Origin of the sequence: Sphingomicrobium arenosum, assembly GCF_026157085.1 — a bacterium.
GTDB classification, from domain to species: Bacteria; Pseudomonadota; Alphaproteobacteria; order Sphingomonadales; family Sphingomonadaceae; genus Sphingomicrobium; species Sphingomicrobium arenosum.
The window spans coordinates 2,439,497-2,453,152 of sequence record NZ_JANPVN010000001.1; the positions used below are offsets into that span (position 1 = coordinate 2,439,497).

The 13,656-nt window shown below is 65.5% G+C and carries 13 protein-coding genes; 11 read left to right on the forward strand and 2 right to left on the reverse strand.

All coding sequences use genetic code 11. The features are described from left to right. Nucleotides 1-73: 73 nt before the first annotated feature. Genes mce through NUW51_RS12190 form a run of 3 tightly spaced genes read left to right on the forward strand, consistent with a single transcriptional unit; the run spans nucleotide 74 to nucleotide 1,489 of the window. Nucleotides 74-493 (forward strand): methylmalonyl-CoA epimerase, encoded by a 420-nt coding sequence (mce, locus tag NUW51_RS12180; protein ID WP_265587783.1) that lies wholly within the window; start codon nucleotides 74-76, stop codon nucleotides 491-493. A 1-nt stretch (nucleotide 494) separates the two neighbouring features. After that, a complete protein-coding gene (locus tag NUW51_RS12185) occupies nucleotides 495-758 on the forward strand; it encodes a hypothetical protein (protein WP_265587784.1) in 264 nt (87 codons plus the stop codon). Further along, nucleotides 749-1,489 (forward strand): hypothetical protein, encoded by a 741-nt coding sequence (locus NUW51_RS12190; RefSeq protein ID WP_265587785.1) that lies wholly within the window; start codon nucleotides 749-751, stop codon nucleotides 1,487-1,489. The genes NUW51_RS12185 and NUW51_RS12190 overlap by 10 nt, the downstream gene beginning before the upstream one ends. Here NUW51_RS12190 and NUW51_RS12195 read toward each other — a convergent pair. Continuing rightward, the gene (locus NUW51_RS12195) at nucleotides 1,486-1,947 is read right to left on the reverse strand and encodes an Lrp/AsnC family transcriptional regulator (RefSeq protein WP_265587786.1); all 462 of its coding nucleotides are present in this window, start codon (nucleotides 1,945-1,947) and stop codon (nucleotides 1,486-1,488) included. The two genes, NUW51_RS12190 and NUW51_RS12195, sit on opposite strands and share 4 nt — an antisense overlap. A 121-nt stretch (nucleotides 1,948-2,068) precedes the next feature. On the opposite strand from NUW51_RS12195, the gene NUW51_RS12200 reads away from it, so the two are divergent. The 7 genes from NUW51_RS12200 (at nucleotide 2,069) to NUW51_RS12230 (ending at nucleotide 10,037) form a co-directional block, all read left to right on the forward strand. Then, nucleotides 2,069-3,556 carry a serine hydrolase domain-containing protein gene (locus tag NUW51_RS12200; protein ID WP_265587787.1) on the forward strand — a complete coding sequence of 496 codons (1,488 nt, stop codon included), beginning with the start codon at nucleotides 2,069-2,071 and terminating at the stop codon, nucleotides 3,554-3,556. A gap of 37 nt (nucleotides 3,557-3,593) precedes the next feature. After that, nucleotides 3,594-5,720, forward strand: a complete 2,127-nt coding sequence (gene scpA, locus NUW51_RS12205; RefSeq protein WP_265587788.1) for a methylmalonyl-CoA mutase — start codon at nucleotides 3,594-3,596, stop codon at nucleotides 5,718-5,720. Continuing rightward, entirely contained in the window at nucleotides 5,717-6,148 is a 432-nt protein-coding gene (locus tag NUW51_RS12210; RefSeq protein ID WP_265587789.1) for a lysozyme inhibitor LprI family protein, read from the forward strand. The genes scpA and NUW51_RS12210 overlap by 4 nt, the downstream gene beginning before the upstream one ends. A 79-nt stretch (nucleotides 6,149-6,227) precedes the next feature. Then, nucleotides 6,228-6,671, forward strand: coding sequence for a hypothetical protein (locus tag NUW51_RS12215; protein WP_265587790.1), 444 nt, complete (start codon nucleotides 6,228-6,230; stop codon nucleotides 6,669-6,671). 63 nt (nucleotides 6,672-6,734) lie between these two features. Further along, complete coding sequence (locus tag NUW51_RS12220; RefSeq protein ID WP_265587791.1) at nucleotides 6,735-7,571, forward strand: alpha/beta hydrolase; 837 nt, start codon at nucleotides 6,735-6,737, stop codon at nucleotides 7,569-7,571. 88 nt (nucleotides 7,572-7,659) lie between these two features. After that, nucleotides 7,660-9,666: an acetyl-CoA carboxylase biotin carboxylase subunit gene (locus NUW51_RS12225; RefSeq protein WP_265587792.1), complete on the forward strand. Its 2,007-nt coding sequence runs from the start codon at nucleotides 7,660-7,662 to the stop codon at nucleotides 9,664-9,666. Then, entirely contained in the window at nucleotides 9,663-10,037 is a 375-nt protein-coding gene (locus tag NUW51_RS12230; RefSeq protein WP_265587793.1) for a hypothetical protein, read from the forward strand. The genes NUW51_RS12225 and NUW51_RS12230 overlap by 4 nt, the downstream gene beginning before the upstream one ends. A 72-nt stretch (nucleotides 10,038-10,109) precedes the next feature. Here the strand turns inward: NUW51_RS12230 and NUW51_RS12235 are convergent, their stop codons facing one another. Then, entirely contained in the window at nucleotides 10,110-12,047 is a 1,938-nt protein-coding gene (locus NUW51_RS12235) for a S9 family peptidase (protein ID WP_265587794.1), read from the reverse strand. A gap of 140 nt (nucleotides 12,048-12,187) precedes the next feature. On the opposite strand from NUW51_RS12235, the gene putP reads away from it, so the two are divergent. After that, complete coding sequence (gene putP / locus NUW51_RS12240) at nucleotides 12,188-13,648, forward strand: sodium/proline symporter PutP (RefSeq protein ID WP_265587795.1); 1,461 nt, start codon at nucleotides 12,188-12,190, stop codon at nucleotides 13,646-13,648. Nucleotides 13,649-13,656: the final 8 nt, after the last annotated feature.

The window sequence follows — 13,656 nt, forward strand, 5'->3', positions numbered from 1 at the left end:
GGGACTTCGACCTTGACGAGAAGGGCGGTGCCGGGCGATCCCGGCGCCGCCTTTTTTGTTTGGGAGACGCGACGTGAAACTTGGACGGCTCAACCATGTCGGGGTCGCGACGCGATCGATCGCGGACAGCGTGGTTCATTATCGCGAGACGATGGGCGCGAGCATCGTGGGCGAGCCCTTCGACCTGCCCGCGCAGGGGGTGAAGGTGTGCTTCATCGACACGCCCAATTCGCAGATCGAACTGATCGAGCCGCTGGGCGACAATTCGCCGGTGATGAAGTTTCTCGAGAAGAACCCGCTGGGCGGGCAGCATCATGTTTGTTTCGAGGTCGAGGATATCGAGGCGGCGCGGGCGCATTTCGAAAAGATCGGCAAGCGCATCCTCGGGCCGACGCGCACCGGGGCGCATGGTACGCCGATCTTCTTCCTCCACCCCAAGGACATGGAAGGGGTGCTGACCGAGATCATGGAAAGCCCCCAGCAGGCGCATTGAGATGATGCGACTGGTCGCGGCGCTGGGTGAGGGGCGGGGCGAGGAAGTGCTCGTCGGGCTGGTCGCGGCGGTCGTCGCGCTGCTGGTGGTGCGGCGGATCGTGCTGGCCCTGAAGGAAGGCGAGATCGCGCTCTATCGCACGCGGATCAGGCGCCGCGAGGCGGGCGATGCGAAATTCTTCACGCTGGTGGCGGTGAATGCGGGCGCGGTGGCGCTGCTGCTCTTCATCGCGATCGATTTGTTGGGAGACATGGGATGGCGTTGAAGAGACTGTTCGTGACGGCGGCGCTGGCGGGGATGCTGGCGGGCTGCATCGAGGATCCCGAGGGCGAAGCGCCCGACCAGCCGGTGATCGGCGAGGCGGGGGACGAGGCCGAGGTCGTGCCGCTCACCGAGGGACCGCGGTTCGAGGCGGCGGCGCGCGCGGTGCTGGGCGAGGCGGGCGAGGTCGAGGCGGATTGGGGCGGCGAGCCGATGAGGGTGCGCGCACACAGCCTGATCCTGCTGGACGGGGCCAATGCGGCGCTGGTGACGCAGGGGCGCAATGCCAATGACTGCCACGCCTGCGCCGGCGCGACGTCGATCCATTATCTGCGGGCGAGCGGGCCTGAGGATTTCGAGCTGGTCGAGGAATGGATCGCGCTGGTGCCGGGGTCGGGCTGGGGCGAGCCGGCCAGTCTCGACCGGATCGAGACGCGGCTGGCGTCTTATCCGGTGCTAATCTTCTCGCGCGGCTATACCGGGCAAGGCGTCACCGAGACCAACATGAGCCTCGTTGCGCTCAGCGGCAGCGGGCCGATCATCAGCGAACCGATCATGACGAGCGAGGACAATGGCGGTTACCTCGGCGAGGACAGCCCCGATTATCGCAGTGTCGAGGGGGCGATGAGCGAGCCCATGCCGGGGCAGGGCTTCACCATGCGCTATACGGGGACCGAGCCGTTCGAACGGCGCTATCGCGTGAAGGGCGGGCGCTTCGTCGCGGTCGAAGATTAGAGCGGGATGGCGGTATCGAACTTGACGGTTTCGAAAGCGAAGCTGGAATCGCAGCGTTCGACATCGGGATCGCCGATCACATAGGCATCGAGCCACGCCTTGTAGGCGGGCATGTCGACATGGTGGGTGACGAGGATGAAATCGGCCTCGCCCGACACATTGTAGACCTGGGAAATCGAGGGGCAGTCGGCCCAGCGCGCCTTCAATCGGGCGTAGCTGTCGTCGCTTTCCTCGGTGCAACGCATGCCGACGATGACGGTGAAGCCGAGGCGGTCGGTCGAGAGGAGCGCGACCTCGCGCGCGATGATGAACTCTGTGCGCAGCCGAGCGAGGCGGCGGCGGACCGAGCTTTCCGACAGGTTGACGCGGTGGGCGAGCTGGGCGTGGGTTTGCGCGGCGTCGCGCTGCATCTCGGCGAGCAGCGCGCGGTCGAAACTGTCGAGGGCGGTTTCCGTCATGATGTGGCCATTGCTGATCGAAAAGCGCCGTTCGCACAAGCAAAGACGACGATAACAATTGTAGTCCTGACGGTGCTGTTGACTATGTTCGGGTGTGGTCAGTCGAGTTGGGAAATTTTCGATGCAGCTTTGGAAGATGACGGCAGCGATCGCGCTGGCCGCAGGGATGGTGACGGCGGGCGGCGCGGCCATGTCGCAGGACATGGTGGCCGAGGAGGCGCCGGGTGCCTATCGCTTCGCCGACAAGACGAGCCTCGATCGCCGGATCGAGGAATTGCGCGCCGACTATGGCGCGGCGGCGGTGGTCGCGGCGGCGGCTCATGGCGACGCGATGATCTATGGCGAAGGCTTCGGCTGGGCGGATCGGGCGAGCCGAACGCGCGCCGATCTCGACACCATCTTCGCCATGGCGTCGGTGACCAAGCCCTTCACCGCCACCGCTATCATGATGCTGGTCGAGGAGGGCAAGGTCGCCCTGGACGCGCCGGTCAATCGCTACATCCCCGATCATCCGGTGCGGAGCCGTTTCGGCGATGAAGACATGATTACGGTCGAGCGGGTGCTGCGCCATACCGCGGGCCTGCCGCTGGTGTACGACCTCGTCTATCAGGGCGATGACGTGGTGGTGCGCGATTTCGGCGCGCTGATGGACGATCATGGCTACACCGTCTTTCCCGCCGGAGGCTCGAGCGAATATTCCAACCTCGGCTATGAAATCCTCGCCGAGATCGTCCGGCGCCGGTCGGGCATGGGTTATGGTGCGTTTCTGAAAAAGCGCATCTTCGAACCGCTCGGCCTCGATAGCGGCTTCGTGGCGGCGGGCTATGATCGGCCCGAGGGCGTGGCGACGCGCTACTTGAAGTCGGGCGAGGCGGCGCTGCCGGTCGACACGGCCCATCCGGGGGCGGCGAGCCTGCACCTGTCGGTCCGCGACCTGCTCACCTTCGGGCAATTTTTCGTGCGCGCCTGGAACGGCCAGAGCCCGCTGCTGAGCCAGGCCTCGGCGCGGGCGATGGCGTCGAACGAGACGGGCGAGTTTGCCGCCGGGGCGGGGATGGGGCTGTTCCTCGAGGACTATAAGGGCTGGATGAGCGCGGGCCATGGCGGATCGATGGTCGGCACCAAGACGCGGCTGCACATGTTTCCCGAGCAGGGCTATGTCTTCGTCATGGCCGCCAACCGCAAGGAGGGCTGGCTCGAGACCTGGACGATCGAGGAGATGATCCGTTCGTTCGCGCCCGAGCATAATTTCTACTGGACGCCGATCAGGGTGCCCGAGGCGCTCGCGGGCACGCGCTGGACCGGGATGATCGGGGGCAATGAGACACTGGCCAGCCTGTCGCTTGATTTTAGCGATGCCGACCATCCGCGCGCGTTCGTCGGCGGCAAGCCGGTCGATTTTCGCAGCATTCAACTGGGCGATCGCTTCGCCTTCAAGCTCGATGGCGAATTGGACGTGGCGCGAACCGGCTATCCGCACAGCATGAGCTTCAAGCTGCTCGAGCGCGGCGAGGGCTATGTCGGCGAGGTCCGGCTCGAACAGCTTACCAGCGCGGAGCGCGATTGGGGCGGGGTCGGCTATTGGGTCGAACTGCGGCCCGTCGACTGATTGGCAAGCGGCATGGGCGGCGCTAGAGATGCCGCCCATGACCGACAAAAGCGCATGGGCCGAGAAGGCCGAGAAAGAAGCCCGCGGCAAGGATCTCACCGTCACGACGCCCGAGGGCATCGAGTTGAAGACGGTCTATGGCCCCGAGGACGCGCCGGATCGCGATCCGGGTTTTCCGGGGCTGCCGCCTTACACGCGCGGGCCCTATGCGACCATGTATGCGGGGCGGCCGTGGACCATCCGCCAATATGCGGGTTTTTCGACCGCCGAGGAATCGAACGCCTTTTACCGCCGCAATCTGAAGGCGGGGCAGAAGGGGCTGTCGGTCGCTTTCGATCTGGCGACGCACCGCGGCTATGACAGCGACCATGAGCGCGTGTCGGGCGATGTCGGCAAGGCGGGCGTGGCGATCGATACCGTCGAGGACATGAAGCTGCTGTTCGACGGCATCCCCTTGGACGAGATGAGTGTCAGCATGACGATGAATGGCGCGGTGCTGCCGGTCATGGCTTTCTATATCGTCGCGGGCGAGGAGCAGGGGGCGACACGCGCCCAGCTGTCGGGGACCATTCAGAACGACATCCTCAAGGAGTTCATGGTCCGCAACACCTATATCTATCCGCCCGCACCCTCGATGCGGATCGTCAGCGATATCATCGGTTACACCAGCGCGGAAATGCCGCGGTTCAACTCCATCTCGATTTCGGGCTATCATATGCACGAGGCGGGGGCGACGGCGGTGCAGGAGCTGGCTTATACGCTGGCCGACGGCGTCGAATATGCGCGCACGGCGATGGCGGCGGGGATGGACCTCGACAGCTTCGCGCCGCGCCTCAGCTTCTTCTTCGGCATCGGCATGAACTTCTTCATGGAAGTGGCGAAGCTCCGCGCCGCGCGCACGCTGTGGGCCGAGCTGATGAGCGACCTCGGGGCGAAATCGGAGAAGTCCAAGCTGCTGCGCACCCACTGCCAGACGAGCGGCGTGTCGCTGACTGAGCAGGACCCCTATAACAATATCATGCGCACGACGATTGAGGCGATGGCGGCGGTGCTGGGGGGAACGCAGTCGCTGCACACCAACAGCTTCGATGAAGCCATCGCGCTGCCGACCGATTTTTCGGCGCGGATCGCGCGCAACACGCAGCTCATCCTCGCCGAGGAAAGCGGGATCACGGCGGTCGCCGATCCGCTCGGCGGTTCCTATTATGTCGAGGCGCTGACCGCGGAGTTGGTGGCCAAGGCCAAGGAGCTGATCGCCGAGGTCGAGGCGGCGGGCGGCATGACCAAGGCGGTTGCCGACGGCCTGCCCAAGCGGCATATCGAGGAAGCCGCCGCGATGCGCGCGGCCAAGGTCGATACGGGCGAGACGGTGATCGTTGGCGTGAACCGCTACAAGCTCGACGATGAGCCCGAGATCGACATCCTCGACATCGACAATGCCAAGGTCCGCGCCAGCCAGATCGCGCGGATCAACGAGGTGAAGGCGAGCCGCGACGAGGTGGCTTGCTCGGCAGCGCTGCAGGCGCTCGAAGAGGGCGCGCGGGGCGAGGGCAACCTCCTCGAACTGTCGGTCGCGGCGGCACGGTCGCGCGCGACGCTGGGCGAGATTTCACAGGCGCTGGAAAATGTCTTCGGGCGCTATGACACCAAGCCGACACCGGTCAGCGGCATCTATGGCCAGCGCGCCGACAAAGCGTGGGAATTGGCGAAGGATGGCACCGGTGCGGTATCGCAGCGGCTGGGGCGCGCGCCCAAGATGCTCGTCGCCAAGATGGGGCAGGACGGGCATGACCGCGGCGCGAACCTCGTGTCCTCGGCCTTTGGCGACCTCGGCTTCGACATCGTCGCGGGACCGCTGTTCCAGACGCCGCTCGAGGCGGCGAAGCTGGCGGTGGAAGAGGGTGTCGACGTGGTCGGTGCCTCGAGCCTTGCGGCGGGGCACAAGACGCTGATCCCCGAACTGATCGGACATCTGAAGGACATGGGCCGGGGCGATATCAAGGTGGTCGCGGGCGGGGTCATCCCGCCGCAGGATTATGCCTTCCTTCGCGAGAAAGGCGTGCAGGCGATCTTCGGGCCGGGCACCAACCTCGCCGATGCAGCGCGCGACGTCTTGAGCCTGTTGGGGCACAACATGCCGCCGGTCGACGAGGCGGCGGAATGAACGTCGTCCTACTGTCGCTGGCATTGCAGGTCGTCGTGCCTGACGTGCCAACGTGCAGCGCAGAGGATCGCATCACCCATTGCGGGCGGCGGATCGAGCAGCCCTCGGAGCAGCCGCCCGAAGTGGGGGATTGCTTCGCGGCGGACTTCGCCACGCAGGCCGAGCTCAACCGATGCGCCGCCGAGGCGTTCGCCGAGGCCGACGCGACGCTCAATGCGCTGTGGCAGGCGCAGTCGCCCGAGACGCGCGCCGCGCTGCTGCCGAGCCAGCGGGCGTGGCTGGCCTATCGCGACGCGCAATGTGACCTCGAGGCATCGCTGTGGATGGGCGGGTCGGCGCTGCCCCTCATCCTCGACAGCTGCCGAAACGGGCTGACCCGGCGCCGGATCGAGGAGCTGGAAGGCGTCCTTTACCAGATGTCGCTCTGAGCAGGCTACTCCAGCGCTAACTGGTATTAACAAAAAATAAATGATATGGACCGTTGCTCCAACAGGGGAGAACAGGGACATGAAAGCATTTCTCGGTGCGGCCGCGCTCGCGGTCCTGTGCGTTTCGCCCGTCGTTCCCGCCTCGGCACAGGAGATGCCGACGGCCGAGCGTAACGACCTCAATTGGTATTCGATTCACTTCATCAAGTTCAAACCCGGCATGCGCGCGCGGGCGCATGAGATCATCGACGATTATTACATCCCCGCCGACAAGGCCGCAGGGACGGGCGCGGGGGTGATCGACCTGCATCTCAATACCGGCGAATGGGACGGCGTCGTCGCCTTCCCGATGGCGGGCGGCCCTGCCGACATGACCTGGGACACTTCGCCCAATGACGTCAAATGGATGGCGGCGATGAGCGAGATCGCTGGCGGCGATGACAAGGCCATGGCGATCCTCAAGGAATGGGACGCGCTGGTCGACCGCGAGGAAATCCATATCGGTCACATCGACAAGGATTGATCGCTCGCTTCGAAAGCGGCAGGGATGGCGGACGCCGTCCCTGCCGTTTTTCGGAGTATTCTCATGTTTTCAGCTTTTTCGATCCTCGCTGCAGCGCTCGCTGCCGCGCCGACCCCGCTCGTGATCGGCGAGCAGCACGTCTTCGAGGCGGTGGGGGCCGAGCGGCAGGTCAATGTGGTGTTGCCCCAGACCTATGGCGAGGAACCGCTGGCCGATTATCCGGTGGTGGTGCTGCTCGACGGGGGCACGGGCCAGGACCTCATGATGGGGGTCGGCATGGCGCGCTGGAACGCGTTGTGGGGGCGCAGCGAGGAGGCGGTCATCGTCGGGGTCGAGACCAAGGATCGGCAGCGCGAACTGCTGCCGCCGACGGGCGATGAAGAAGAGGCGGAGGCCTATCCGAGCGCGGGGGATCGCGAGGCGTTTCGCGCCTATTTGCGCGACGCGGTCCTGCCGATGGTCGAGGTGAATTATCGCACCGACGGGCGCCGCTATCTCGTCGGCGAGAGCGCGGCGGGGCATTTCGTGGTCGAGAGTTGGGCCTATGCGCCGACGCTTTTTACTGGCTTTGCGGCGATTTCGCCGAGCCTGCAGTGGGACCATGAAGCGCTGTCGAAGGCGCTCGCCGATGCAGGCATGAGCCCGCGTGCGCCGCTCTATCTCAGCCTTGCCGACGAGGGCGGGGCGACCGAGACGGGGGTGCTGCGGCTGGTCGGGGCATTGGGGGACGAGCAGCCGCATTGCTTTTCCGATCGGCGCGCGGACCTTCGTCATGCGACCAGTCTGCACGGCCTGCTTCCCGAGGCGCTGCAATATCTGATGCCGACTCCCGCCGACTGGTTGGGGGACTATGGCATGGTGCTGCGCTGCGATGCGGGTGGGCCCGGCGCGTCCGAATAGGGCGGGGGTTGAAGCCCCCGCGCCTTGCCCTGAGGGCGACGGCGCGGCATAGGCGGTCGGTCAGTAGAGAGACCGTCACGGAGACCGCATGTTCAAGAAGATCCTGATCGCCAATCGCGGCGAGATCGCCTGCCGGGTGATGCGCACGGCGAAGAAGATGGGGATCGCGACGGTGGCGGTCTATTCGGACGCCGATGCCAAGGCGCCGCATGTGGCGATGGCCGACGAGGCGGTGCACATCGGTCCGGCGGCGGCGGCGGAAAGCTATCTTGTCGCCGACAAGATCATCGCGGCGTGCAAGGAGACGGGCGCCGAGGCGGTGCATCCGGGCTATGGCTTCCTGTCCGAGCGCGCGAGCTTCGTCGAGGCGCTGGATGCCGCCGGCATCGCCTTCATCGGACCGCCGGCCCCCGCGATCGCGGCGATGGGCGACAAGATCGAATCCAAGAAATTGGCGCGCGAGGCGGGCGTGAACGTCGTGCCCGGCTATCTCGGCGAGATCGCCGATACCGAGGAAGCGGTGAAGATCGCCAATGACATCGGCTATCCGGTGATGATGAAGGCGAGCGCGGGCGGCGGCGGCAAGGGAATGCGGCTGGCCTATAGCGAACAGGACGTGCGCGACGGCTTCGAGGCGACCAAGCGCGAGGGGCTGAACAGCTTTGGCGACGATCGCGTCTTCATCGAGAAGTTCATCGAGCAGCCGCGCCACATCGAGATTCAGGTGCTCGGCGACAAGCATGGCAACATCGTCTACCTGGGCGAACGCGAATGTTCGATCCAGCGGCGCCACCAGAAGGTGATCGAGGAAGCGCCCTCGCCCTTCGTCACGCCCGAGATGCGCAAGGCGATGGGCGAACAGGCGGTCGCGCTGGCCCGCGCAGTGGATTATCATTCGGCGGGCACGGTCGAACTGATCGTCTCGGGTAAGGATACCACGGGCGAGAGCTTCTACTTCCTCGAGATGAACACCCGGCTCCAGGTCGAGCATCCGGTGACCGAGGAGATCACCGGGGTCGACCTCGTCGAGCAGATGATCCGCGTCGCTTACGGAGAGAAGCTGCCCTTTTCGCAGGACGAGATCGCCTATGACGGCTGGGCCATCGAGGCGCGCGTCTATGCCGAGGATCCCTATCGCGGCTTCCTGCCCTCGACCGGGCGGCTGACCACCTATTCGCCGCCGCACGAAGAGCGCTCGGACGAGGGCGTGGTGCGCGTCGACGACGGCGTCGCCGAGGGCGGCGAGGTCAGCATGTTCTACGATCCGATGATCGCCAAGCTGATCACCCATGGCGCGGACCGCGAGGCGGCGATCGATCTCGCGGTCGAAGCGCTGGACGCCTTCGAGCTCGAAGGGCTGGCGGACAATATCGACTTCCTCTCGGCGCTGTTGCAGCACGAGCGCTTCCGCTCGGGCGAGATCACGACGGGCTTCATCGCCGAGGAATATCCCGAGGGGTTCGAGGGCGCGCCGACCGATGAGCAGCTGCGGACCGACCTCGTCGCCCTCGCCGCGATCGTCGGGATGACCCACGAGACGCGGATGAGCCTCATCGACGGGCAGTTGGGCGAGCCGGTCTATCCCTCGATGCACCAGGCGGTGATCCTCGATGGCGCACGGCACGACATCAGCGTCGATCCGCAGGAGGGCGAGACGATCGTCACCGTGGGCGAGGAGACGGTCGCGGTGATCGCCGACTTCACCCCGGGCCAGTCGCTGCTCGATGCCGATTGCGACGGCCGCCGCCGGATCGTGCAGGTGCATCACAATGGCCGCGGGTTCGAGATGGTGACGCGCGGCGCGCGGCATCATGCGCGCGTGTTGCCGCGCCATGTCGCCGACCTGCTCCCGCACATGCCCGAGAAGGTGGCGCCCGACCTGTCGCGCTTTCTGATGGCGCCGATGCCGGGGCTCCTGACCAAGCTGCACGTCGGCGAGGGCGACAAGGTCGAGGCGGGGCAGCCGCTCGCGGTGGTCGAGGCGATGAAGATGGAGAATATCCTGCGCGCCGAGAAGGCGGGGACGGTCAAGGCCGTGCCGGTGCCGGAGGGCGCGAGCCTTCAGGTCGACGAGGTCATCGTCGAATTCGAATGAGCCCGCTCGTCATCCAGCGGCTGATCGCCAGCGTCTTCTTCGTGCTCGGCGGCTGGCTCTTGCTGGCGCCCGCCTCGGTGATCGAGCTGGCGGTGCGCGAGGGATGGCGGACGGACGACCCGCTGGCGGTGTTCGCGATGGGCTGTTTCGGGGCGCAGGCCTGTATCTCGGGGCTGTTCGCCTGGTTCGCGCGCTTCACCAGGACGACGTTCCTCGCCTATGGGATCGCGCTCATCCCCTTCTTCGCTTTCAACTATTATTTCTATGCGGTCGTGCCGCTCTTGAACGAGGTCGGGCTGCTCGACCTTGTCGGCAATGTGGTGATGCTCACTTTGTGCTGGATGGGCTGGAAGCGCGCGCCGGCGCGCTAGGCGCGGCGACATGAAAAAGGGGAGCGCGGCGCAGGGCCGGGCTCCCCCTTTTTCTTGGCTGAAACTGATTGCTCAGTCGGTGCCGATATGCTCGTCGAGGAAGCGGACGTAGGCGTCGCTCGCTTCGATCTGGTTCGACTTGACGCGGAAGCCGTGCCCCTCGTCCTCAAACAGGAGATATTCGACGGGCACGTCATTGGCGCGCACGGCGGCGACCAGTTCATCGCTCTCGGCCTGGAGGACGCGCGGGTCGTTGGCGCCCTGCACCACCAAGAGCGGCTTGACGATGTTGGACGCGTGGAACAGCGGCGAAATGGCGCGCAGGCGGTCGCTATCGGTCGCCGGATCGCCCAGCTCGTCATAGAGGCTGGCGCGCTGCGGACCCCACCAGGCGGGAATCGATTCGAGTGTGCGTAGCCAGTTGGTGACGCCGTAGATGTTGATGCCCGCGTCGAACACCTCGGGGCGGAACGCGAGCGCGGCGGCGGTCATGTAGCCGCCATAGCTGCCGCCCATGATGGCGATGCGATCATCGGCCACCCAGTCCAATGACTTGAGCCACGCGGCCGCGGCGACGACATCGTCGAGATCGGCCTCGCCATGCTTCTTGTCGTCGAGGTGGAAGAAGGTCTTGCCATAGCCCGAGGAGCCGCGGTTGTTGATGCCGTAGACGGCATAGCCCGCATTGACGAGATGCTGGATCTGCGCGCTGTAGCCATAGCCGGTCTGGCCGCCGGGGCCGCCATGGACGAGGACGACGGCGGGCGCGGGATTGGCGGCGCTGGCGCCCTTGGGGCGGTAAAGCATGCCGGGGATCTCGAGCCCGTCATAGCTTTCGAACCGCACCATCTTGCCCGCGACGAGATGCGCTTCGTCGATCGCGGGGTTGAGCGCGCTGGTGAGCCGGGTCGCGGTGCCCGCATTGCGGTCGACCAGATAGAGATCGGTCGGCGAGGTTTCCGAGCGTAGCGAGACGATGACGCGGCCGCGTTCGTCATCGAAGCGGGCGCTGCCGAAATCGCCTTCGGGCAGGCCGGGAAAGTCGATGACCTCGCCCGTTTGCGCATCGAGATATTCGATCTTGCCGAGGCCGTCTTCGTTGATGCTGCGATACATATATTGGCCATCGGCGGTGAAGCCGTAGCCGGTGACGTCCCAATCGGCCTCGTAGACCGGACGATGCGTGCCGCTGGCGAGATCATAGGCCCAGGCCTGGCGGAATTCGCCATGGGCGTCGGTGCCATAGAAGAGGGTCGTGCTGTCGGGATCGAAGCCGTAGCTGCTGTTCGAGGTGTTGCCGGGGAAATCGGTAATCAGCACCGGCGTGCGATCCTCGCTCTGAAGGTCGACGAGATAGAGGTCGGTATCGGACGAGCTATTGTTCTTGGTGAGGACGATATAGCGGGCATCGTCGCTGAACGCGCCGAGGTTGTAGCCGCCGGGGTTCTGGAACAAGAGTTCGCGCGAATAGTCGGCGATGTCGACGACGTAGAGGTCGTTGGCGGACGCGTCGCGTTCGTTGCTGGTGACGTAGAGGAATTTCTCGTCCTCGCTCCAGCCGGCCGCCGAACTGCGCGCTTCGGGGAGATCGACGAGCGTGGTGATGCTGCCATCTTCCTCGCGCACGCGCAGCTGGTAGATTTCATTGCCCTCCGTATCGCCCGTGAAGAGGATGCGGTCATCGTCGGGGAAGAAGCCGACCGGATAGACCGGGCTCTTCTCGGAGAAGGTTAGCTGCGTCATCTCGCGCCCATCGATCGACATGAGATAGATATTGTGCACCCCGCTCTCGTCCGAGCGCATCAGGAAGCGGTTGCCGTCCGTGGTGAAGTTGCGGGCCCAGCTGCTGGCCGTGCCATAGCTCTTGCTCTCGAAGAACTGCTCGGCCGAATAGCGCGGCACTTCGGTGGCTTCGGCATGGTGGTCGGCGGCGGCGGCAGCGGCGCTGGCGGCGGCGATCGGTGCGAGCGCGGCGGCGCCGGCGAGCAGGATGATGTGGGTCTTGCGCATGGTCGGATGGTCCCCTGTCTGACGTGATGGTCGTGAGCAGGAGGCTAGGCAGCCCGTATCGCCTATGCAAGACAGCCGCCATCCGCTCGTCGAAAAGACGGGACTTTACGCAGGTCGGACCGCTCCCTAGCCTCGCGCGCATGCAGACAGGAACCTTGATTTCGCTCGCCGCCTATTTCGTCGGCATGATCCTCATTGGCCTGTGGGCCTGGAAGAAGAGTACAGATACGAGCGAGGGCTATCTCCTTGCCGGGCGCAACCTGCCGCCCGCGGTGGCGGCTTTGTCGGCGGGGGCCAGCGACATGTCGGGCTGGCTGCTCCTCGGCCTGCCCGGCGCGCTCTATGCCGCGGGGCTGGTCGAGGCGTGGATCGGCATCGGCCTGTTTCTCGGCGCGCTCGCCAACTGGATCATCGTCGCGCCGCGGCTGCGTGCGCAGACCGAAGCCTATGGCAATGCGCTGACCATTCCCGAATTCCTCGCCAATCGCTTTCCCGACAAGGCGGTGGCGTTGCGGGTGGCGAGCGCGCTGATCATCGTCACCTTCTTCGCGGTCTATACGGCCGCCGGGCTGGTCGGCGGCGGCAAGCTGTTCGAGACCAGTTTCGCCGGGCTGCTGCCGGGGCTGGGCATGAGCGATTATATGACCGGTATCTGGATCACCGCGCTGGTGGTGCTCGCTTACACGATGGTCGGCGGTTTCCTCGCGGTCAGCCTGACCGACTTCGTGCAGGGCCTGATCATGGTCATCGCGCTGGTGGCGATGCCGCTGGTCGTGATGTTCGGTGCGGGCGGCGAAGGCGGCGGGAGCATCGCCGACGTGCCGGTGGCGGGCTTCCTCGATCCCTTCAACGGGCTGACGGTCATCGGCTTCATCAGCCTGATGGCCTGGGGGCTGGGTTATTTCGGCCAGCCCCACATCATCGTGCGTTTCATGGCGATCGACACGGTCGAGAAGGTGAAGCCGGCGCGGGCGATCGGCATGACGTGGATGGGGGTCGCGCTGGTCGGCTCGATCGGCATCGGTATCGCGGGGCGCGCTTTTGCGGAACGCAACGGCATCCTCGTCGAGGATCCGGAAACGATCTTCATCATCCTCGCGAACCTGTTGTTCCACCCACTTATCACCGGCTTCCTGCTGGCGGCATTGCTGGCGGCGATCATGTCGACGATTTCCTCACAGCTGCTGGTGGCGTCGTCCTCACTGACCGAGGATTTCTACAAGCTGTTCCTGCGCAAGGAGGCATCGGAGCGAGAGAGCGTGAACGTGGGTCGGATCTGCGTGGCGCTGGTGGCGCTGGTGGCGATCGTCATCGCGTCCGATCCCGACAGCCAGGTGCTCGGCCTCGTCGCCAATGCCTGGGCGGGCTTCGGCGCGGCGTTCGGGCCGCTCATCATCCTGTCGCTGACGTGGAAGAAGATGACGGGTGCGGGCGCGCTTGCGGGCCTCGTGACCGGCGCGGCAGTCGTGATGGCGTGGATCGCGCTCGACGTCGGCATCATCTACGAGATGGTGCCGGGGTTCATCGCGGCATGGGCGGCGATCTGGCTTGTCAGCAAGGCGACTTGGGCAGACAATGAGCGCGAGGCCGTCGCCGCCTAGCGATCGGC

Coding starts and splice junctions, on each gene's coding strand:
- NUW51_RS12215 (WP_265587790.1), top strand. CDS start 6,228: ATGAAAGCATTTCTCGGTGCGGCCGCGCTCGCGGTCCTGTGCGTTTCG.
- NUW51_RS12220 (WP_265587791.1), top strand. CDS start 6,735: ATGTTTTCAGCTTTTTCGATCCTCGCTGCAGCGCTCGCTGCCGCGCCG.
- NUW51_RS12235 (WP_265587794.1), bottom strand. CDS start 12,047: ATGCGCAAGACCCACATCATCCTGCTCGCCGGCGCCGCCGCGCTCGCA.
- NUW51_RS12210 (WP_265587789.1), top strand. CDS start 5,717: ATGAACGTCGTCCTACTGTCGCTGGCATTGCAGGTCGTCGTGCCTGAC.
- NUW51_RS12225 (WP_265587792.1), top strand. CDS start 7,660: ATGTTCAAGAAGATCCTGATCGCCAATCGCGGCGAGATCGCCTGCCGG.
- NUW51_RS12200 (WP_265587787.1), top strand. CDS start 2,069: ATGCAGCTTTGGAAGATGACGGCAGCGATCGCGCTGGCCGCAGGGATG.
- NUW51_RS12190 (WP_265587785.1), top strand. CDS start 749: ATGGCGTTGAAGAGACTGTTCGTGACGGCGGCGCTGGCGGGGATGCTG.
- NUW51_RS12185 (WP_265587784.1), top strand. CDS start 495: ATGATGCGACTGGTCGCGGCGCTGGGTGAGGGGCGGGGCGAGGAAGTG.
- scpA (WP_265587788.1), top strand. CDS start 3,594: ATGACCGACAAAAGCGCATGGGCCGAGAAGGCCGAGAAAGAAGCCCGC.
- putP (WP_265587795.1), top strand. CDS start 12,188: ATGCAGACAGGAACCTTGATTTCGCTCGCCGCCTATTTCGTCGGCATG.
- NUW51_RS12195 (WP_265587786.1), bottom strand. CDS start 1,947: ATGACGGAAACCGCCCTCGACAGTTTCGACCGCGCGCTGCTCGCCGAG.
- NUW51_RS12230 (WP_265587793.1), top strand. CDS start 9,663: ATGAGCCCGCTCGTCATCCAGCGGCTGATCGCCAGCGTCTTCTTCGTG.